At 34.3% G+C, this 18,933-nt stretch carries 23 protein-coding genes and 1 pseudogene; 9 read left to right on the top strand and 15 right to left on the bottom strand.

What is annotated here, in order from left to right; translation table 11 throughout:
* Positions 1–453 precede the first annotated feature (453 nt).
* From ACN0U3_RS08605 to ACN0U3_RS08585, 5 genes are all read left to right on the top strand, one after another.
* Positions 454–864 carry a Fur family transcriptional regulator gene (locus ACN0U3_RS08605; protein ID WP_109359894.1) on the top strand — a complete coding sequence of 137 codons (411 nt, stop codon included), beginning with the start codon at positions 454–456 and terminating at the stop codon, positions 862–864.
* Positions 865–933: 69 nt separating this feature from the next.
* A complete protein-coding gene (locus tag ACN0U3_RS08600; protein WP_417265883.1) occupies positions 934–3,117 on the top strand; it encodes a TonB-dependent receptor in 2,184 nt (727 codons plus the stop codon).
* Positions 3,118–3,912, top strand: a complete 795-nt coding sequence (locus ACN0U3_RS08595; protein ID WP_417265882.1) for a cation transporter — start codon at positions 3,118–3,120, stop codon at positions 3,910–3,912.
* Between the two features lie 199 nt (positions 3,913–4,111).
* Positions 4,112–4,741, top strand: a complete 630-nt coding sequence (locus ACN0U3_RS08590) for a CatA-like O-acetyltransferase (RefSeq protein ID WP_417265881.1) — start codon at positions 4,112–4,114, stop codon at positions 4,739–4,741.
* A 323-nt stretch (positions 4,742–5,064) separates the two neighbouring features.
* Complete coding sequence (locus ACN0U3_RS08585) at positions 5,065–6,240, top strand: dicarboxylate/amino acid:cation symporter (protein WP_417265880.1); 1,176 nt, start codon at positions 5,065–5,067, stop codon at positions 6,238–6,240.
* Positions 6,241–6,268: 28 nt separating this feature from the next.
* On the opposite strand, the gene ACN0U3_RS08580 is transcribed toward ACN0U3_RS08585, so the two are convergent.
* The 11 genes from ACN0U3_RS08580 to ACN0U3_RS08530 all read right to left on the bottom strand — a co-directional run bounded on the left by ACN0U3_RS08580 (position 6,269) and on the right by ACN0U3_RS08530 (position 12,446).
* Positions 6,269–6,757: a DUF4199 domain-containing protein gene (locus ACN0U3_RS08580; protein WP_417265879.1), complete on the bottom strand. Its 489-nt coding sequence runs from the start codon at positions 6,755–6,757 to the stop codon at positions 6,269–6,271.
* Positions 6,744–7,169 carry a DUF1801 domain-containing protein gene (locus ACN0U3_RS08575; RefSeq protein WP_417265878.1) on the bottom strand — a complete coding sequence of 142 codons (426 nt, stop codon included), beginning with the start codon at positions 7,167–7,169 and terminating at the stop codon, positions 6,744–6,746. The genes ACN0U3_RS08580 and ACN0U3_RS08575 overlap by 14 nt, the downstream gene beginning before the upstream one ends.
* A 30-nt stretch (positions 7,170–7,199) precedes the next feature.
* Positions 7,200–7,673: a YciI family protein gene (locus ACN0U3_RS08570; RefSeq protein ID WP_417265877.1), complete on the bottom strand. Its 474-nt coding sequence runs from the start codon at positions 7,671–7,673 to the stop codon at positions 7,200–7,202.
* Between the two features lie 14 nt (positions 7,674–7,687).
* Positions 7,688–8,110 (bottom strand): VOC family protein, encoded by a 423-nt coding sequence (locus tag ACN0U3_RS08565; protein ID WP_417265876.1) that lies wholly within the window; start codon positions 8,108–8,110, stop codon positions 7,688–7,690.
* A 12-nt stretch (positions 8,111–8,122) separates the two neighbouring features.
* Positions 8,123–8,494, bottom strand: a complete 372-nt coding sequence (locus ACN0U3_RS08560; RefSeq protein WP_417265875.1) for a VOC family protein — start codon at positions 8,492–8,494, stop codon at positions 8,123–8,125.
* Positions 8,491–9,051: an SRPBCC family protein gene (locus tag ACN0U3_RS08555; protein ID WP_417265874.1), complete on the bottom strand. Its 561-nt coding sequence runs from the start codon at positions 9,049–9,051 to the stop codon at positions 8,491–8,493. The genes ACN0U3_RS08560 and ACN0U3_RS08555 overlap by 4 nt, the downstream gene beginning before the upstream one ends.
* 18 nt (positions 9,052–9,069) lie before the next feature.
* Positions 9,070–9,495 (bottom strand): VOC family protein, encoded by a 426-nt coding sequence (locus ACN0U3_RS08550; RefSeq protein ID WP_417265873.1) that lies wholly within the window; start codon positions 9,493–9,495, stop codon positions 9,070–9,072.
* Positions 9,496–9,542: 47 nt separating this feature from the next.
* Entirely contained in the window at positions 9,543–10,442 is a 900-nt protein-coding gene (locus ACN0U3_RS08545) for a patatin-like phospholipase family protein (RefSeq protein WP_417265872.1), read from the bottom strand.
* Between the two features lie 11 nt (positions 10,443–10,453).
* Positions 10,454–10,819 carry a DUF2200 domain-containing protein gene (locus ACN0U3_RS08540; RefSeq protein ID WP_417265871.1) on the bottom strand — a complete coding sequence of 122 codons (366 nt, stop codon included), beginning with the start codon at positions 10,817–10,819 and terminating at the stop codon, positions 10,454–10,456.
* Between the two features lie 9 nt (positions 10,820–10,828).
* Positions 10,829–11,278, bottom strand: a complete 450-nt coding sequence (locus tag ACN0U3_RS08535) for an SRPBCC family protein (protein WP_417265870.1) — start codon at positions 11,276–11,278, stop codon at positions 10,829–10,831.
* A 244-nt stretch (positions 11,279–11,522) separates the two neighbouring features.
* Positions 11,523–12,446, bottom strand: a complete 924-nt coding sequence (locus ACN0U3_RS08530) for a ClpXP adapter SpxH family protein (RefSeq protein ID WP_417265869.1) — start codon at positions 12,444–12,446, stop codon at positions 11,523–11,525.
* Positions 12,447–12,750: 304 nt separating this feature from the next.
* Here ACN0U3_RS08530 and ACN0U3_RS08525 point away from each other — a divergent pair, with 304 nt between their 5' ends.
* From ACN0U3_RS08525 to ACN0U3_RS08515, 3 genes are all read left to right on the top strand, one after another.
* The gene (locus tag ACN0U3_RS08525; protein ID WP_299205744.1) at positions 12,751–13,122 is read left to right on the top strand and encodes a winged helix-turn-helix transcriptional regulator; all 372 of its coding nucleotides are present in this window, start codon (positions 12,751–12,753) and stop codon (positions 13,120–13,122) included.
* A gap of 438 nt (positions 13,123–13,560) precedes the next feature.
* Positions 13,561–14,166 carry a SatD family protein gene (locus tag ACN0U3_RS08520; protein WP_417265868.1) on the top strand — a complete coding sequence of 202 codons (606 nt, stop codon included), beginning with the start codon at positions 13,561–13,563 and terminating at the stop codon, positions 14,164–14,166.
* Positions 14,160–14,882, top strand: a complete 723-nt coding sequence (locus tag ACN0U3_RS08515) for a DUF3307 domain-containing protein (protein ID WP_417265867.1) — start codon at positions 14,160–14,162, stop codon at positions 14,880–14,882. The genes ACN0U3_RS08520 and ACN0U3_RS08515 overlap by 7 nt, the downstream gene beginning before the upstream one ends.
* A gap of 190 nt (positions 14,883–15,072) precedes the next feature.
* Here ACN0U3_RS08515 and ACN0U3_RS08510 read toward each other — a convergent pair whose 3' ends face one another.
* From ACN0U3_RS08510 to ACN0U3_RS08495, 4 genes and pseudogenes are all read right to left on the bottom strand, one after another.
* A complete protein-coding gene (locus tag ACN0U3_RS08510; protein WP_417265866.1) occupies positions 15,073–15,948 on the bottom strand; it encodes a pirin family protein in 876 nt (291 codons plus the stop codon).
* 243 nt (positions 15,949–16,191) lie between these two features.
* Positions 16,192–16,398 (bottom strand): annotated as a pseudogene (locus tag ACN0U3_RS08505) ((4Fe-4S)-binding protein).
* A gap of 116 nt (positions 16,399–16,514) precedes the next feature.
* Complete coding sequence (locus tag ACN0U3_RS08500; protein WP_417265865.1) at positions 16,515–17,111, bottom strand: N-acetylmuramoyl-L-alanine amidase family protein; 597 nt, start codon at positions 17,109–17,111, stop codon at positions 16,515–16,517.
* Positions 17,112–17,246: 135 nt separating this feature from the next.
* Entirely contained in the window at positions 17,247–18,062 is an 816-nt protein-coding gene (locus tag ACN0U3_RS08495) for an enoyl-ACP reductase FabI (RefSeq protein ID WP_417265864.1), read from the bottom strand.
* A gap of 130 nt (positions 18,063–18,192) precedes the next feature.
* Here ACN0U3_RS08495 and ACN0U3_RS08490 point away from each other — a divergent pair, with 130 nt between their 5' ends.
* Positions 18,193–18,669, top strand: coding sequence for a DUF2452 domain-containing protein (locus ACN0U3_RS08490; protein WP_299205750.1), 477 nt, complete (start codon positions 18,193–18,195; stop codon positions 18,667–18,669).
* The last annotated feature ends 264 nt before the right edge of the window (positions 18,670–18,933 follow it).

The following is an 18,933-nucleotide window of genomic DNA, read 5'->3' as shown; positions in this document are numbered from 1 at the left end:
AATTTTCCTAAAAACCCTCATCGGAGGACCTACCTCCATCTTTATTATAGCTTACACAGCACACATCGAGTAGACGGGTGACGACTTAAAAGTCGCCACTGCGCCTCTCACACCACTCCCGAAACTTCGGGATACGGGTCTCGTATACGGCGGTTCGTACCTTGAAGGGTTAAGCGATAAATGACCGCCGAAGGCAACAGCGGAGCTAAATAGTCCAACTCCGTTTTATCAGCTATTTTCTACTCGTCAATTAATCGACTGATGGGTTGACAATTAATTTTTTACGACTATCTTTAGCTATTAAAAGAAAACAACTGATAAAACGCTATTAAGTTACCCACAAGCTAAAAAGCCAACCGCACAAACAGCACATTTGGTTTTTTTGCAAACACGAAAGCCAACGCTGAAAAAACCAAAAGAGCTGTTTACAGCCAACGTACAGAAAACAGAAAAATGCAGACAGAAGAAGAAATACTGAAAATAAAAAAAGTAAAGAACACTGCGGTTCGGACGGTAGTATTACGCCACCTTTTGGCTCAAGAAAAAGCACAATCGCTAAAAGACATTGAAAACGCATTGGCATACACGGACAGAAGTTCCATTTTTCGGACTTTAAAAACATTTGAAGAAAACAAAGTAATTCACAGTATTGAAGACGGTTCGGGAATGACTAAATATGCTGTATGTGCTGAGGGTTGCAACTGCGAGCCAAAGGATTTACATTATCATTTTTATTGCACCAATTGTAGCAAAACGTTCTGTCTAGTTGACCTTCCTATCCCGCATATTAAATTACCGGAAAACTTCAAACTGCATCAAGCCAATATGGTCGTGAAAGGCTTGTGCGACAAATGCAACAAGTAATGTTTGCAATCGAGTTGCGCTAATACCTAAATATCTTTGCACTATTCTTTACAAAAAAAAAGTAGGCAAATGATAAGAACCATTTTAGCATTAATTTTTTCAATCTTTTCAATTATTTCTTTTGCTCAGACGAGTGAAATCAAAATCTCTGTTCTTGATGCAGAAAATGACGAGTCGTTAATTGGAGCAACTGTTTATTTTGAAGAATTGAGAAAAGGGGCAGTTACAAATCTTGATGGAATTGCATCTTTCACCGAAATTCCAAGTGGAAGGCACCAAATTAGAATATCCTATTTAGGCTTTCAGACAATCGAAACAACAATTGAAACTACTTCCGAAAAAACTTTTGAATTTAAATTAGAGTATGGAGGTGGAGATTTAGATGAAGTCGTAATTCAATCATCTCGCAGCACAAGAACAGTTAAAAAGATTCCAACACGCATTGAGTTTATTGGAGCGGAAGAATTAGGCGAAAAAGCAGCAATGAACCCGACCAATATTTCTATGGTTTTGCGAGAAAGCACAGGAATACAAATGCAACAAACCTCATTGAGTAGTGGAAATACAAATATCAGAATTCAAGGACTTGACGGTCGTTATACACAACTTTTAAGAGACGGATTTCCATTGTACAGTGGTTTTTCAAGTGGCTTGAGCATCCTACAAATCCCACCATTAGACCTAAGACAATTTGAAATTATCAAAGGAAGTGCATCTACCATTTATGGTGGCGGTGCAATTGCAGGATTGGTAAATATGGTTTCAAAAACACCAGATGAAGAACCCGAATTGGAAATTATGCTGACCCAAACACAAGCTTTGGGAAGTACAGGGAATATTTTCTACAGCAAACGCAATAAAAGATTTGGAGTGACACTTTATGGTTCAGGTCATTACCAAAAACAGTTTGACCCTGACAATGACGAGTTTAGTAATATTCCGTTAACAAAATCTATTTCGCTTAACCCAAAACTATTTTATTATCCGTCTGACAAAACCACATTTTGGCTTGGAATAAACGGCATGTATGATGACAGAACAGGTGGCGATATGACCGTTATCGAAAATGGGCAAAGTGGTATTCATCAATTCTCAGAAACGAATATCTCAAAACGCCTAAGTAGTCAGGCGGTTTATACAACTGAGTTTAATTCAAACAGTTCTTTAAATATTAAAAATAGTGTAGCCTTTTTTGATAGGAATTTAAGCTTGCCCAACTACGCTTTCAAAGGGACTCAAACTAACACATTTACAGAAGCATCCTACAATAAGGAAACAGCCAAGAGTAATTGGATTTTTGGTACAAACCTATACACTACCCAGTTTGATGAAGATGATTCAAGTCCCATTCAAAGAGACCAAACAGACATTACTTATGGCTTGTTTGCAAACAATATTTACGACCTTTCAGAACAATGGATTTTAGAAACAGGATTAAGAGCGGACTATGCACAAGATTGGGGCTTTTTCCCTTTGCCAAGAGTATCATTACTCTTTAAACCTGCAAATGGCTTTTCCAGTAGAATTGGCGGTGGTTTAGGTTATAAAATACCCGACATATTTACCGAAGAAGCGGCATTTAATAATTACAGAAACGTACTGCCTATTGATAAGAATAATCTTGAAGCAGAACGTTCTTATGGAGCAAATTTTGATATGAATTATACTACGGTTCTATTCGATAAAATTTCTTTTTCAATCAACCAACTGTTCTACGTTACGGCAATCCAAAATGGACTATTGCTAAATAGCACCAACAATGGAAATCTACAATTTGAAAATGCAAAAGCTTCTATCCTAAGTAAAGGGACTGAAACAAATCTAAAATTTACTTACAAAGACTTTAGATGGTTCTTAAACTATGCCTTCATTGACACACGACTAAGCTATTTACCAGAAAACCCGCAGAAGCCACTAACGGCAAGACACAATGCAGGAAGCATACTGATGTACGAATCAGAGAAATGGCGCATCGGTTACGAGACTTTTTACACAGGAAAGCAAGTTTTATCCAATGGAGAGGAAACCAGAGACTTTATTACTATGGGTTTCTTGGTTATGCGAAACTTTAAATGGGTAACAACATATTTGAACTTTGAAAATTTCACTAACATACGTCAAACCAATTTTTCACCGTTAGTTTTTCCACCACAGGATAGCCCAACATTAACAGAAATCTATGCACCTACTGACGGTTTTATATTCAGTGTAGGAGTAATTATTAAACCAATTGGTAACAAAGACGAAGATTAAATGGAAAAAACACTATTTATAATTCCCAAGATGGACTGTCCATCCGAAGAAAATCTAATTCGAATGAATTTGGACGGAATTTCAAGTATTGCAAATTTGGATTTTGACATCCCGAACCGAAAACTAACCATATTTCATAACGGACAAATAGAAGAAATTGAAAAATCCATTATTGACCTAAAATTAGGCGGAAAGAGAATATCAACAGTACAAACAGACCAAACCGATTTTAATGAGAACGCAAGTCAAAAAAAACTGCTTTGGATTGTTCTTGCAATCAATTTTGCCTTTTTCGTTATCGAAATGACAACAGGCTTGATTTCTAAATCTATGGGACTTGTGGCAGATAGTTTGGATATGCTCGCTGACAGTTTCGTTTACGGAATCAGTTTATTTGCCGTTGGTGGTACGCTGACAAAGAAAAAACGGATTGCCAAAATCGCAGGATATTTTCAGATAACACTCGCAATAATTGGATTTTCAGAAGTGCTAAGACGATTCTTCGGAGCTGAAGAGCTCCCTGACTTTTGGACAATGATTATTGTTTCAATTTTAGCCCTTATCGCAAATGGAATTTGTCTATACATTCTGCAAAAGTCAAAAAGCAAAGAAGAGGCACACATGAAAGCGAGTATGATTTTTACTTCCAACGACATAATTATCAACTTAGGAGTAATTTCCGCAGGACTTTTGGTAAATTGGTTAAGTTCTAATACACCCGATTTGTTAGTAGGAACAATCGTTTTTGTTTTGGTAATTCAAGGAGCATTTAGAATATTGAAATTAAGTAAGTGAATAAAAAATCACTACTTACAACAATGTATAAAAATAATTGCTAGTTATAGCCTACTTACGAATATTCCTGAGGAATATTCTATTCGGTTTTTATTTGCTAAATTAGTTACTTAAACACGCAACTAATCTTACACAAAACCGTTGGCGGCAACCTAAACCAAAGAATACGTATTGATAAACTTAATACAACAAATTATTAATGAAAAAAATAGACTTAAATAAATGGAAAAGAAAAGAGCATTTTGATTTTTTTTCAAAAATGGCAAGTCCAACTTTCGGGATAGTTACAGAAGTTGATTGTGATGAATGCTATAAAAACTCTAAAGAAAACGGTATATCTTTCTTTGCAAATTACCTTCATAAATCAATGATTGCAATTAATTCTGTAGATGAACTAAAATATAGAATCGTTGATAATGAAATAATAGAATTCGAAAAAGTTCATGCTGGAATAACTGTTGGAAGAGAAGACGAAACTTTCGGCTTTGGATTTGTTAATTTTACTTTAGATTTTGAGACTTTTAACGCAGAATTAAAAAATGAAATTTTAGCAGTAAAAAACTGTTCAGGATTAAGACTAAATAACGATGATATTAAAAAGGATTTAATTCGTCATTCAACTATTCCATGGAATTCATTTAGCGGATTATTACATCCTACAAATTTTGACCAAAAAGAATCTGTTCCTAAAATAACATTTGGAAAGTTTACTATCCGAGAAGGAAAAAGAATGTTACCGATTTCTATAGAAGCTCATCATGGATTAGTTGATGGTTTCCACATAGCAAAATATTTAACTGAATTTCAAAATCAACTCAATACAAAATAACAATTTGCTTTTAAATATTGAATATATTTATGATTGTGTAAGCAAATTGCCTCAATGCCAGGACTGATATAACCTATATTCCTATGCAAGGGGCTTTATGTACTTGCTGCAATAATCGACGTTTACAGTCGAAAAATCATTGAATCCTATACTCTATTCGCTATAAGAACAGCAAAAAGTTTAATCAATGATATTCCTTATCGGTATAAACTATTGAGTATAGAGCGAAATTGTAGCGTCCACCATTCTGACTTAAAGAGTATATTTGGACTTTTGAAAAAAGCACTAAAGACAGGGTTGTCTTTAAACCATAAATTCATCAGATGAAACGTTTATTTTCAAGTTTACTGTTCAGGGTATTTATTGCCATCGTCTTAGGAGTTATTTTCGGACAAGTATTGCCTGAATCCATCAATCGAATTTTCACGACTTTTAATGCGTTTTTCGGACAGTTTTTGAGCTTTTCCATTCCTTTAATTATCATGGGACTCATTATGCCTGCGATTGCAGATTTGGGAAAAGGTGCAGGAAAACTCCTTCTCCTTACAGCTTTGATTGCTTACGGTTCCACCTTGTTTTCTGGGTTTATGACCTATTTCACTGCATCAAACATTTTTCCTTCTCTATTAGAATCGCATGTCAATAATGTATCTCAAGTCACAGAAACCGGTCGAGAATTGCTCCCTTATTTCAGTATCACCATCCCTCCGATTATCGATGTAATGTCGGCCTTAGTTTTAGCTTTCATCATAGGTTTAGGGCTTAGCTTTCAAGAACAATCAAATTTAAAATTGGTCGTCAAAGACTTTCAAAAAATCATCATGCAGTTGATTGAAAAAGTGATTGTTCCTTTATTGCCATTATTCATATTAGGAATATTTGTTGGAATGTCCTTCAATGGTCAAGTGTTTTCTATTCTATCGGTCTTCATCAGCATCATTGGAGTCATTTTCGGTTTACATATTTTACTTTTATTGTTACAATATACCATTGCGGGTTTTTTAACCAAAAAGAATCCATTAAAGTTACTTTTCACCATGCTGCCAGCATACTTTACAGCATTAGGAACACAGTCTTCAGCTGCAACTATTCCAATCACTTTAAAACAATCTATAAAGAACGGTGTTAAGGAAAAGATAGCAGGTTTTGTTATTCCATTATGTGCTACGATTCATTTGTCGGGAAGCATTATGAAAATAACAGCATGTGCAATGGCACTAATGATTCTTCAGGGAATGCCATTTAGTTTCACCTTATTTGCAGGATTTATATTTGTTTTAGGAATCGCAATGATTGCTGCTCCAGGTGTGCCTGGAGGAGCAATTATGGCCGCTGTTGGGATTCTACAATCAATGCTTGGGTTCAACGAAGAAATGATCGGATTAATGATTGCTTTGTACATTGCCATGGACAGTTTTGGAACGGCATGTAATGTCACTGGTGACGGAGCGATTTCATTGGTAGTGGATCGTTTTACTCAACAAAAGCATGTAATTTAGCTAGCATTCCCACCTAATGACTTAATCCTTATCCTTTGCTTTTTGATCTTACAAATACTGCAACAATGGCTGAAGTAACAATTCCCATCATCAAGGCTCCGACGGCACTCTGAACCATATAACTTTCTAAATTGAAATAGGCTTGAGCATCTTCAACCGAACCATAATAGCCTTGTTCTACTGAATATTCAATAATATTCGGAAAATATTCAGGTGTAATGATTGTTGCAGTAATCCATTGCGTTAGCGGTGAAAATATAGCTACAATTATAGAAATAATTACCCCTGATTTCAATCCTTGCAAATACGTCATCTGACCATTATAATCTGATTTTTTCTTATCCCTTAGCGCAAAAACATAGACAGTAATTGCAATAATCGCAAACAAATTTGTCCAATATAAATGTTGATCAATGTGCGTACTGTGCAAACCTGATAGTTTTTCAATATACATCCATAGCAAAGAGGCCAATAGAAAGATCATTGCCCACTTAATTTCGACTTTAACTTTCTCCATACTTTTCTTTTACAAATTGAATTGTTTCCCTCATTACTTTTTTCAACTCCTCTTGGTCAATATTTTCGAGTTTCTTAATATAAATACAAGATTTTCCTTTTCTGAACTTACCCAGGTTCTCTAAAAGGTGTTCATGCTCTTCAGCTCCGGTAAAAACATACAATGAAATTTCTGCTTTACGGGGTGAGAATCCAACAAGGGGAGCATCTCCTTCATGTCCACTTGCGTATGTATAATGATAAGAACCGAATCCAATGATAGTAGGTCCCCACATTTTGGGTTCAAATCCGGTGACTTCTTTCATCAATTTTATCAATTCAAAACTGTCTTTTTTCTTTTGTTCGGTATTTGCAAAAGATTCAATGAATTCTTCGACGTTTTGTTCTGTTTCTTGGGTTTTATTTTTTGCCATTATTATCCTCGTTACTTTATATATTTTAAATTAAAACTTAACTTTCTTAACTTTATCAGAGAAATCAAGATAAAGTGGTAAGGCTGCAGATCCATACCATTCAAACAGTTCGGCCTCTAAAAGTTTCTCTTTAATTGCTGGGTCAAGATTTATTAAATCCTTTGCCTCTTCGATTGTTTGAACATTAAGAATAAAAATGCCCCTGAGGTCACTTTCTTTTTTCAACATTGGTCCTGCCACTACTAATTTTCTTTCTTTCACTAATCGTTGAATATTATCCATATGGCCAACAAAACAACTGTCGATAAACTCTTGATCTTGGGAAGAGTTCTCCCCTGTTCTCAAAAGAACAAAAACATATTTTTTCATTCCATAGTCATCAGCACCAAAACGCTCAGCTAGTTCAGGATCAAAATCTGGATTTGTTTCTTGTGAATAGATAAATCCATAAGAAAATAATGTCAAGACTGCTATAACAAAGGGTTTCATCATTTTTTCACTCATAACATAGCTTAATTTTATGCTTGAAGATTAATCATCCAAATGACACCAAATTGATCGGTGACCATTCCAAAATACGCATCCCAGAATGTATTATGTAAAGGAGTTGTTACCGTCCCTCCTTCAGATAATGCTCTAAAAATTGCATCAGCCTCTTCCTTACTCTTTGGTGTAATAGAAACTGAAAAGTTATTTCCTAAAGTATAGCTAGGAGCCCAATCTCCACCGACATCACTTCCCATTATTACCGAATCACCTATAGGGAAACTTACGTGCATTACTTTATTCTTATCCAATTCTGGAACTTTATAATCTTCACTTTCGGGCATTTCACCAAACCTACTAAAATGATCGAATTCTCCTCCAAAAACTGATTTATAAAAATTAAATGCGTCTTCGCAATTTCCATTAAAATTTAAATAAATATTTATTTCTGCCATATTTTTTATGTTTTACCTGTGTTGATCAATTAAAATAGTATTCCCATCTGGATCGGTCAATGTGATGTGTTCTGGACCTTCGGTTGAAGTATCTGCTTCTTTGGTTAATTCAACTCCTAAACTTTTCAAGTGCTCTTGAATTGCTCTAACATCGTCAAACTCATCAAGGTTTTGTGCGTTACCATCCCATCCTGGATTAAAAGTGATAATGTTATCTTCGAACATTCCTTGAAAAAGACCAATTACCGCATCGCCATTTTTTAGCACCAACCAATTCTGATCAATGTTCCCTCCTTTATGTGTGAATCCAAGTTTTTCATAAAACGCCTTTGATTTATGTATGTCTTTAACTGCTAGACTAATCGAAAATGCTCCTAGTTTCATTCCTTTTTTTTTTCGTTATTATTTTCAACAATAGTTTTAAGGTTTTGCAACCCTTCCTGAAAGTCTTTCCCAATCATTTCTTCAAAATCCATAAACAACAACATTAAGTTCATCGGATAATCCATTCTCCCTTCAAATCCCCATTTTACTTCCGTTTGACTTTCATTCACAGTTTCCGTTAGCATATAAGCCTGTTGCGTGGATTCAAATGGTTTTAAGAAACGCAATTCAAAATCAATGCGTTCTCCCTCGGTAATCTTCAAGATTTCTTGTTCTCCAACACCAACACTTTCATGATCACTACTCCAGGCAGAAATAAACCCTACAGTTCCATCTGTCCCTGTATAAGTTTTCTCCATATTAGGATCCATAGTCGCCCATTTACTAAAATTGTCTTGATTTTTAAGGTGCTTGATATAATCAAAGACTACTGATTTTGGTTGGTTAATCACTATCGCTTCTTCTACAGCGTATTCTTTTCTGACAAATAATGCTATAATCAATGGTATTGCTATAATTATTGCTAAAACAATAAATACTTTTTTTAAAACTTTCATGGTTTTTATTTTAATTAATTATTTAGTTCTCCCTTCTACTAACTTCTCATATTCAATGTCATCGGGCTCCCAAAGTTCGACTTTATTCCCTTCACTATCAAGGATGTGGACGAATTTCCCATATTCAAAAGTTTCTATTTCATCTAAGATTTCAACTCCATTCTCTCTCATTTGTTCAACCAACTTTTCGATATGTACTACACGGTAATTGATCATAAAATCTTTTTTAGAGGGATCCAAATGAGTTGAGTCCTCCTTCATAAGACTCCATTGCGTAAATCCCTTTTTAGAAGAATCTGCACCTTGAAACCATTCAAAATTTGTTCCCCACTGATCTGTATCCAATCCCAAGTTTTCTTTATACCAATTTTTCATTTCGTCAGGATTTGAAGACTTAAAGAAAATCCCTCCAACTCCTGTTACTCTTGGTTTATCATCACTCATCGTTTACTTATTTTTAAAATATAGAGGCAATGCCTTAAAAAGAACATTTACGCTTTAACTTTATGTTTTTTAATTTCAAAGCTATTCAGACTTAATTCGGCTGCTAGCTGACCATTTTCTATTAATTCTTCAGCTTTGTAGAAATCATAGATACTACTGATGCTTCTTGAAGTCTCAATCAGTACATCAGGTGGATTAATTTCCAAATATAATTTTACCAATTGGTCCCTCATCATTTCGTAAGAGTTATTCATGATGTCAAAATAACCTAAACTGTTTTTGTTTTCGTAGGGAATCAATTTGGAAAGTCCTGCATAAAAGCTGTTCAATAAACCTTGGTAAAACAACTGCTTTTCTTCTACCTCCTTAGTCGGCTCTTTTTCTGGAAGAAGGACATTTGAGTTCACATTCACTGCGATTAGAATGTCATTTACTATTCTTTTCGCATGATTAATAGGAATATTGTTTACAACTCCTCCATCAACCAAAGTAGACTCTCCATTGATCACAGGAGTAAAAACACTAGGAATAGAAGCAGATGCACGAATAGCGTCTAATAAATCACCTTGGGTAAAAACGACCTCTTCTCTATGAGTTATATCAGCAGCTACAGCAGCATAATTTATTTTCAAATCTTCTATATTCACTTTAGGAATAAAGGTTTTTAACTCATTGAAAATTCGATCTCCTTTGACCAATCCTTTATTGATTAAAGTAAAATCAATTAATTTAAAGATATCTAATTTATCAAGGTTTAAAATCCACGCTTTAAATGCTTCAAGATTTCCTGTGGCGTATACCGCTCCAACAACAGCCCCCATAGACGTTCCCGAAATGGAATGGATCTCATATCCTCGTTTTTCTAACTCTTCAATTACACCAATATGAGCAAGTCCCCTGGCGCCACCACCAGACAAAACAAGTGATACCTTCTTTGTTCTATTCATTTTTTTATCCTCTATTGTGTACGCAAAATCTTATCTATTTTACGTCCTTTCGCTAATTCATCTACTAACTTATCTAAGTACCTTACCTGTTTTGTTAATGGTGTTTGTAGTTCTTCTATTCGATAACCACATATCACTCCTCTAATTAAATGCGCATTTGGGTTTAAGGTTGCCTTTTCAAAAAAAGTTTTGAAAGTTATTTTAGCGTCAATCATTTTTTTTAACTCCTCTTCATTAAAGCCGGTTAGCCATTCAATAACCAGGTGCAATTCTTCAATTGTCCTTCCCTTTCCTTCAACTTTTGCAACATAATGAGGGTATACTGACGCAAAAGTCATTTTTGCAATACGTTCGTTATGCTCTGGTGTTGTTTTCATTCTTCATTTTTATTTTGCTTCAACAGTAACTTTAATATCTGCTAAATCCTTGAGTACTATTTTTTTCATTGATCCCTTCATCATTGCTCCCATTAATTTAGAAAACATTTTCGCCATAAATGTTTGTGGCTCTCCTTTAAACGACATGGTCAATTGGGTTTGACTATTTACTTCCTCAACAGCCATTCTTGAAATGTAAACCGATCCATGACTCTCGGCTCTGGTTTGGTAATACTCGTTTTCTTTATATTCGGTAATCCACATTATTTCAGTTGCCTCCTTTCCAAACATCATTCTTGTCTCTTTCCACTTGAAACCAATGCGTGTATTTTCTGGTTCTTCTAAAACTTCTATTTTAATGATTCCTTCAATGAATTGAGCGCTATTTCTTATGTCAATAATTTGATTCCAAACCAATTCTACTGGTCGATTAATCAATGTTTGTGCTGATAATTCCATTACTTAATTGAGTTTACAACAAACCTAGTATTTTTACCTAAGAACATCTTCACTTTTGACTTACTTTTCTCTTTGCTCAATCAATTTGAGGAGTAAATTATGAAAAGTCATTCTATTTCTATAAAATAGATGATCTCATAAAAATAGATGATCAACAAAAAAACCAGTACAAGGACTTTCTTATACTGGTTTAATAATTTATATCTTTTTTTTCGGTTTCAATTGAACCGAAGGGTGAAAATCATTATTTAACAATTTTCCACATTGAACCATTTTTAGTAGTCAACACTTCCAACTTCCCTTTTGCTGTTAAATCATTCAATACAGCTTCACTATCTGCTCTTGGCGTACCGGAAAGTTCTGAGAATTCTTTTGCTGTTAGCGTTGGGTAAATTTCGAAAAGATCTTCCCATTTTTTACTGTACTCACTTTTCTGAATGTTTTGGTTTACTTTTAGAATAGCCATTTCATAAAAAGCATACGGTCTTGCACCATAAACAATGTCTTTATTTCCAGCATCATCTATCACATAAACCGTTGGAAACCCTCTTACTCCGTAATCTCTCGCTACTTTTAAGTCTTCCTGGAATAAATCTTTAGCTTTTCCTTCGAAATCAATCTTCAATTGATCAACATCCAAGCCTACCGTCTTGGCTGCAGTTGCCATGTGTTCCCATTTAGCGATATTTTTCTTTTTCAAGAAAACCAATTCTCGCATTTCACGCATAAATAAGAACGCTTTTTCTTCATCTTGCATTTGCGCAGCTTTAAAAGCAATCGAAGGAGGATAAGATGAATTTAATGGATCTTCTAACCATAAATCTCCATCAATTGGCATGTCATAATGAACACTTACTTCGTCCCAATGACCTGCCACATCTTTAGGAGAGCTAATTCCACCACTGTTGTAATTCCAGTCCGGCAAAAGTCCACCCATTCTGTATTCGATTTCTATATGCTCCCCATATTCCAATTTTAGTTTTCGCAATTGTGGTTCAATTCCCCAACAAGAAGAACAAATAGGATCTGTAAAGTAAACTAATTTCACTTTTTTATTTTCTGATAATTTCGCATCAACTTGAGTGTCTTGACCTGTATCAGCAGTCGTTTCACACATTCCAGTTTCTATATCACATAAAAGCGGATTCGTTGTTGTTTCTTTCTTCATAATTTCTTTTTTTGTTTGTCCGTGAGAAGTGGTGACACTTAACAAGGCTATGATTAATACTATCACATTTAATCTGTTCACCATAATGTTATTTAGTTTTCATTTTTAGCTTGCGTATGAAGTAAAAAAAGGCTTAAATTCATCTTAAGCATTTTGCTTTTTAATACTTCATTGTTGCTGTAACAAATATACGGATATTTAACTGTATATTTGATATGCATTTCCTTTTGGAAAGTACTTTCCTATAGGGAACTACCTTAGAACAATCTGCTATAAACGAATTAATTAAAGCATTTTTAAAGTTATGAAAAAGAAATCAGTAATCAATGACACACCCGTTTGTCAAATACGAATGCAAGCCATTAGTGACACCATGAGTATTTTATCTGGAAAATGGAAATTCCATATTATTGGAACTTTAATTGAAGGAAATAAGCTAGGCTTCATGGATCTATTAAGAGAAATTGACGGAATTGGAACTAAGATGCTGTCGAAAGAACTTCAAGATTTAGAAATGAATCAATTGGTCAATAGAAAAGTAATGGATACCAAGCCCATCACAGTTGAGTATTCAATAACAGAATACGGTGCAACTTTAGCGCCTGTCATCAATGAAATTGCAAAGTGGGGAATTGAATATAGAAAGTCTATTTTCGAAGCAGATGGAGAGCAATAAATTTCGCTTAAGTCTTTAGAAATAAAAATCGATGACTTAACAATCCAAAGAAAGTATTCCTGCTCTATAAAGTTTTTATTTCTTTGCATATTATTTACTATAAAAAAAACAGTTTGTAAGGAAAATGAATTTTGGGAACACTTAAAAACAATTGTTTAAGATATCGCTTTTAGCTTTGAACCAAAGTTAATTTCGCCACTGTAACCTTTATCATAGGTATTTTTATGATCAAACTCATTCGTGGGATTGTCATGAGACTTTTAAGAAGAGCCATTTCTTATATGAAAGAAAAAATGGCAATATGCCAATATTACTATAGCGAAGCGGAAATGATTTATCTGCTATAAGCCCGATAAATATAATTATCTGCTTTTAAACCGATAACCTTGTTTATCTGCTTTAGAATAGATATATTTGATTAAATAAATTAACAATGTCATGATTGCTGTAATAACAGGAGATATAATTAATTCTCGTTTAGTAGAACCCTCTTTATGGTTACCAAACCTAAAAGAGATATTAAATACAATAGGAAAAGAACCCCAAGATTGGGAAATTTACCGCGGGGATAGTTTTCAATTGAAAGTTGATGCGAAAAATGCATTATATGTTGCGTTAATCATAAAAGCAAGTATCAAAGAAGATAAAAACTTAGATGTACGGATGGCTATTGGTATAGGCAAGATAGAATATCGTACGAAGAAAATCACAGAATCTAATGGCTCTGCATTTGTTCATTCGGGTGAATGCTTCGATGTAATGAAAAGAGAAACCTTAATGGTCAGAAGTTCGAACCAGGAATTTGATCACATTGTAAACTTATTACTTTCTTTGGCAACACTTACTATAAATTCATGGACACCAGCGACATCTGAAATTATAAAAACAACCTTGATATACCCAAATAAAAGTCAAAAAGAATTGGCCGAGTTTTTAAACAAAAAAAGTCAAGGAAATATAAGTGAACATTTAAAACGTGGAGGTTATGACGAAATACTACGTTTACATAATTATTATAAAGAAAAAATTGTAGCACTATGCTAATCTTAACACTGAAATTACTCTTGGCACATATTCTGGGAGATTTTGTTTTTCAAACGAGTAAAATGATTCAGATGAAAAGAATCACTAAAAATGGAAGAAGATATAAAGCATTGTTATGTCATATAGCCATCCATTTCTCACTCCTTACTTTGCTGTTATTCGATTTTAAATACTGGGCAGGCATCCTTATTATTCTATTTAGCCATTTCCTATTTGATTTACTGAAACTAAGGCTGGAAGATAAAAAGAAGTTGAATGAAATTGTTTTATTTTTTATTGACCAAGTACTGCATCTTTTAATTATTGCAAGCGTCGTATACCTCTATACTCCTTTCAACCTATCATGTCAAGCCATAAATAGTCCAAGCAATTTATTGCTAGCCGTTTCCCTAATAGCGATAACCTATGTAATTGGTGTTTTGATAAAAGTTTTAATGTCAAAATGGAAGCCTGAGGAAAATAAGAATTCCTTAATGAAAAATGCAGGTTTATACATTGGTATGCTGGAAAGATTATTCATTTTTGGATTCATTCTTATGAATTATTGGGAAGGAATTGGCTTTCTATTAGCAGCAAAGTCTGTTTTTAGATTTGGAGATTTATCACGAGCGGAAGATAGAAACCTAACTGAGTACATATTAATCGGAACATTACTTAGTTTTGGTTTGGCTATCTTAGTTGCTGTAGGATATAACTATTTACTTGAAATGATTTAAAACAAAATGACAAAATTAACTGAAAATCATAATTCATATTAATCACTGCAAAAACGACCCTTTCTTCAAAGAAATTCCTCAAGGTGACATAGCTTTTCAACCAACCGTTTCAAGATTTAACAACCTTATTTTTGGAGAAATATGCTATCAATGTGATAACAACCTTATGAAATATAACTTTATTTAATATTTATCTACGCGTTGGATAAGGAATGTACTCATCATCTCCTTCAATTTTATCAAAAGTTTGCTCTTTCCACTTCTGTTTTGCTTCTTCAATCAATGCTTTATCAGAAGAAACAAAATTCCAATCGATAAAACGCTCTTCTGGGAATGCTTCTCCACCAAAAATATAGATTGTACTATTGGCAGAGATAGTAAACTCACACAAAGTACTGTCTTTAGCGACTAAAATCTGTTTTGGTCCATATTCATGTCCACCACTTTTGATGCTGCCTTCCAGTATATAGAGTCCTGATTCTCCGTACAATTGATCTCCGATACTGACTACTTGTTCCGACTTGCTTTTAATTTCAATCATAAAGAGTTTACTATACACTGGAACAGAAGACTTTCTCCCAAGTGCTTCACCGGCAACTAATTTAAAATCTACATCTCCGTCTGACCAAGCAGGAATTCCTTCTTCTTCTATGTGATAAAACTCAGGTTCCATTTGTTCTAAATGTTTAGGTAAAGCCACCCAAATTTGTAATCCATGCATAAATAACTCAGATTCTCGTAAATATTCTGGTGTTCTTTCAGAATGGACAATCCCCTTTCCTGCAGTCATCCAGTTTACTGCTCCAGGTTTTATCTCGACTTCATTTCCTAAAGTATCACGGTGCATAATGCTGCCTTCGAATAAAAATGTCAGCGTGGAAAGTCCAATATGTGGATGAGGTAGCACATCGAAATTTTGACGCTCGTTAAGTTTCACTGGCCCCATGTGGTCGATGTATATAAATGGTCCGACCATTCTCTTTTTACGAAAAGGCAGTAAACGCCCGACCATAAAGTTACCAATATCGGCAGCTCTTTCTTCTATAATTAATTGGATGTTTGACATAATTGTTGTTTTCTTATTACTTAATTCTATGATGTTGTTTTTTTGAATTTCAAATTCGTTGGTAAGTGTAAGTTATACCGAACAGATAATAGTCTGAGGACAACTACCACTATAATGCCAATCGACCCCATTTACAAATTAGTTCTTGAGTTATTTAGACCAATATACGGATTTGAAAAAGAAACAAACTTGAAAAATGAAATACTTTCTTTAATAAATAGGTTGTTTTATTTTTAATAAATATCACTTTTTAAGGCTCAAAGCACCAGAAGGACATTTCGATACTTGATTGATCAGCTCTTCTGTTGTTGCGTTTTCTGGCTTCAGCCAAGGCCTTTCTTTAGGATTGTAAACTTGCGGTAATGTTTTCACACAAATTCCTGAGTGAATACATTTTTATGGTTTCCATAATATGGTAATCTCCCCGTTTGAATATTCGATAGTTTTCATACTCTAAATATTTTGTTTTAGTTTTATTCTACCTCTTCGGAAGTTGCAAACTCCTCCATCTTAGTAATTGGTCCGTTTTCAACTGAATAAATTTGAGGCTGTTTTTGATCGATTTCTCACCTCACACCTCTTTCTATGGCCCTAAGAATTGAATACGCAAATTCTGTTTGTCCTTTTTCACTTATTAATTGCGTTCTATCTTCAGCATTGGATAGGAAGCCTAATTCAATAAATGCTATCGGATATTCCACATTCTTCAAAAGTTGAAAATTAGCATTTCTAACTTTTACCCTATCACTGTTGAAGCTATGGGAAATATGATTTGCAAGTTCTTTTGATTTCTGAGCTTCAGCATTAGACTCACAAATGTATATTTCAGTCCCATTACGGTCTTGATCATAGTGATAATTAGCGTGTAAAGAAATTACAAATTCAGGGTTTAAATTATTGATCATCTTAGCCCGTTCATCCAATGAAATAAATTTATCTGCCTCCCTAGTTAGTACAATATTTGTATTCGGATTTTGATTTAAATCAATGATCTTATTTGCAATGCTGGCTACAATTTCCTTTTCAATATGGCTTTCATGCACACAACCATGGTCTTCTCCTCCGTGAGCCACGTCAATAACAATGGTTTTTTTATTGACATCTGTAAAAGAAAATGTAAAGACCAAGAGTGCTAATCCGATAAGTTTCAATAGTGTTTTCATAGGTGTAGAGTTAATTAATAATAGTATATCGTTAATGATTTAAACATCACCAGAATAAACATACTTATTATTAATTACTTATCAAATAGAAAAGGGCACTTTTCAGTGCCCTTTTCTAAAATTTATGATCAAATATTACTCTTCAGTAAATTTATCGATTACTTCTTGTGTAACTCCAGTTGAGCTAAATCCTCCATCATGGAAAAGGTTTTGCATGGTTACGTATCTAGTATAATCAGAGAACATAGAAATACAGTATTCTGCACACGCTTCAGCTGAAGCATTTCCTAATGGACTCATTTTATCACTGAAAGAAACAAACTCGTTAAATCCTTTAATTCCTTCTCCTGCGGTAGTCGCTGTTGGAGATTGAGAAATTGTGTTGATTCTTACTTTATTTTTAATTCCATAGTGGTAACCAAAGCTACGAGAGATTGATTCTAACAATGATTTTGCATCGGCCATATCGTTGTAATCTGGGAAGATTCTTTGTGCAGCAATGTAAGTTAATGCAATAACAGAACCCCATTCGCTTATTGCATCTTTTCTCATCGAAGTTGATAATATTTTATGCAAAGAAGTTGCAGAAATATCTAGGCTTTGGCTGTAGAACTTGTAGTTTAAATCTGTATAATGCTTCCCTTTACGTACGTTTGGAGACATTCCAATAGAGTGCAAGATAAAGTCTATTTTACCACCAAGAATCTCCATTGATTGGTCAATTAAATTCTCAATATCTTCATCGCTAGTTGCATCTGCAGGAATAACTTGACTATTTGTTTTCTTAGCCAATTCGTTAATCTCTCCCATTCGCATTGCGATAGGTGCATTCGTTAATACAAACTCCGCTCCTTCTGCGTGAGCTAATTCAGCGACTTTCCAGGCTATTGACTTTTCATTCAATGCTCCAAAAATAATTCCGCGCTTTCCTTTTAAAATATTGTTTGCCATATTTATTTTCTTTGAATACAAAAATAGGATTATTCTTTAAATAGCCCACTTCAAAAACAAAGAGAAAAAGTCTTGAGCGTTTTAAACCAAATCCATATCTTCGTGTTATATCCTTTAAAGCTGATTAAAGATGTCTGAAAACGAGCAAAACGAAAATAAAAATAAAGATTTCATCAATCCGATCGATCCTGATCATATTACTGAAAATCCACACAATCTTCCTTACCCTCACATGGCTGGAAGTGCTTTGGTAAAGCCTGAAGATGAGGGGAAATTAAAAGGAAGAGCTTTGAACGCCATGGAGCATCAAACAGATATGCAACTGAAACAGCTCTATGAACAAATGAATTTATTGGCCAGTCAAGCAAAAGGATTACAAGACAGAAAAATTATTTCAGAAAAAATCTACGGTGCCGAGATGCGCTTTGAGCCTTTAATCAATCATATTTATCATTTATATCAGAAAGAGGACAAGACCTATTTGCTTTCTTTAATTGCCCCTGACCAATGGGGACGGTCAAAAAAATCATTTGAATTCGTAGCTACTGTTCAATTGTTGGCGGATCATACCTGGGATGTTTTAGAGAAAAGTGATTTGGAGATTTAGGCGGTAGTTACAACAACTTAGTCTTTGCTGCACTTATATAGGAGTAGTATTACGCCAAGAACAATATACATCCAAAAATCAATATTTCGAAAAACATCAAATAGCCTTGACCATTCCCAATCTTTTTCATTTTTGCTCTTCTTCATTGTGGTATGCTGATATTTTTCGAAAACGTAATTAGAATGTTTTTTCTATTCCTGTATTTTCGACATGAAGATATCCTATTTCAAACCCGAAAACAAGCTTACTACTTGCAGCTTATAG

Origin of the sequence: Brumimicrobium sp., assembly GCF_048268645.1 — a bacterium.
In the GTDB taxonomy this organism is placed as follows: Bacteria; Bacteroidota; Bacteroidia; order Flavobacteriales_D; family Crocinitomicaceae; genus Brumimicrobium; species Brumimicrobium ulvae.
The sequence above is the reverse complement of the archived record's forward strand: the minus strand, read 5'-3'. Positions and strand labels throughout refer to the sequence as shown.

What these genes read in the sequence shown, in the direction of transcription:
- ACN0U3_RS08510 (WP_417265866.1), bottom strand. Translation starts at nt 15,948, where the DNA reads ATGTCAAACATCCAATTAATTATAGAAGAAAGAGCTGCCGATATTGGT.
- ACN0U3_RS08535 (WP_417265870.1), bottom strand. Translation starts at nt 11,278, where the DNA reads ATGGAATTATCAGCACAAACATTGATTAATCGACCAGTAGAATTGGTT.
- ACN0U3_RS08580 (WP_417265879.1), bottom strand. Translation starts at nt 6,757, where the DNA reads ATGGAGAAAGTTAAAGTCGAAATTAAGTGGGCAATGATCTTTCTATTG.
- ACN0U3_RS08550 (WP_417265873.1), bottom strand. Translation starts at nt 9,495, where the DNA reads ATGAGTGATGATAAACCAAGAGTAACAGGAGTTGGAGGGATTTTCTTT.
- ACN0U3_RS08515 (WP_417265867.1), top strand. Translation starts at nt 14,160, where the DNA reads ATGCTAATCTTAACACTGAAATTACTCTTGGCACATATTCTGGGAGAT.
- ACN0U3_RS08525 (WP_299205744.1), top strand. Translation starts at nt 12,751, where the DNA reads ATGAAAAAGAAATCAGTAATCAATGACACACCCGTTTGTCAAATACGA.
- ACN0U3_RS08530 (WP_417265869.1), bottom strand. Translation starts at nt 12,446, where the DNA reads ATGAAGAAAGAAACAACAACGAATCCGCTTTTATGTGATATAGAAACT.
- ACN0U3_RS08605 (WP_109359894.1), top strand. Translation starts at nt 454, where the DNA reads ATGCAGACAGAAGAAGAAATACTGAAAATAAAAAAAGTAAAGAACACT.
- ACN0U3_RS08560 (WP_417265875.1), bottom strand. Translation starts at nt 8,494, where the DNA reads ATGAAACTAGGAGCATTTTCGATTAGTCTAGCAGTTAAAGACATACAT.
- ACN0U3_RS08570 (WP_417265877.1), bottom strand. Translation starts at nt 7,673, where the DNA reads ATGAGTGAAAAAATGATGAAACCCTTTGTTATAGCAGTCTTGACATTA.
- ACN0U3_RS08575 (WP_417265878.1), bottom strand. Translation starts at nt 7,169, where the DNA reads ATGGCAAAAAATAAAACCCAAGAAACAGAACAAAACGTCGAAGAATTC.
- ACN0U3_RS08585 (WP_417265880.1), top strand. Translation starts at nt 5,065, where the DNA reads ATGAAACGTTTATTTTCAAGTTTACTGTTCAGGGTATTTATTGCCATC.
- ACN0U3_RS08595 (WP_417265882.1), top strand. Translation starts at nt 3,118, where the DNA reads ATGGAAAAAACACTATTTATAATTCCCAAGATGGACTGTCCATCCGAA.
- ACN0U3_RS08545 (WP_417265872.1), bottom strand. Translation starts at nt 10,442, where the DNA reads ATGAATAGAACAAAGAAGGTATCACTTGTTTTGTCTGGTGGTGGCGCC.
- ACN0U3_RS08540 (WP_417265871.1), bottom strand. Translation starts at nt 10,819, where the DNA reads ATGAAAACAACACCAGAGCATAACGAACGTATTGCAAAAATGACTTTT.
- ACN0U3_RS08500 (WP_417265865.1), bottom strand. Translation starts at nt 17,111, where the DNA reads ATGAAAACACTATTGAAACTTATCGGATTAGCACTCTTGGTCTTTACA.
- ACN0U3_RS08495 (WP_417265864.1), bottom strand. Translation starts at nt 18,062, where the DNA reads ATGGCAAACAATATTTTAAAAGGAAAGCGCGGAATTATTTTTGGAGCA.
- ACN0U3_RS08590 (WP_417265881.1), top strand. Translation starts at nt 4,112, where the DNA reads ATGAAAAAAATAGACTTAAATAAATGGAAAAGAAAAGAGCATTTTGAT.
- ACN0U3_RS08490 (WP_299205750.1), top strand. Translation starts at nt 18,193, where the DNA reads ATGTCTGAAAACGAGCAAAACGAAAATAAAAATAAAGATTTCATCAAT.
- ACN0U3_RS08600 (WP_417265883.1), top strand. Translation starts at nt 934, where the DNA reads ATGATAAGAACCATTTTAGCATTAATTTTTTCAATCTTTTCAATTATT.
- ACN0U3_RS08555 (WP_417265874.1), bottom strand. Translation starts at nt 9,051, where the DNA reads ATGAAAGTTTTAAAAAAAGTATTTATTGTTTTAGCAATAATTATAGCA.
- ACN0U3_RS08520 (WP_417265868.1), top strand. Translation starts at nt 13,561, where the DNA reads ATGATTGCTGTAATAACAGGAGATATAATTAATTCTCGTTTAGTAGAA.
- ACN0U3_RS08565 (WP_417265876.1), bottom strand. Translation starts at nt 8,110, where the DNA reads ATGGCAGAAATAAATATTTATTTAAATTTTAATGGAAATTGCGAAGAC.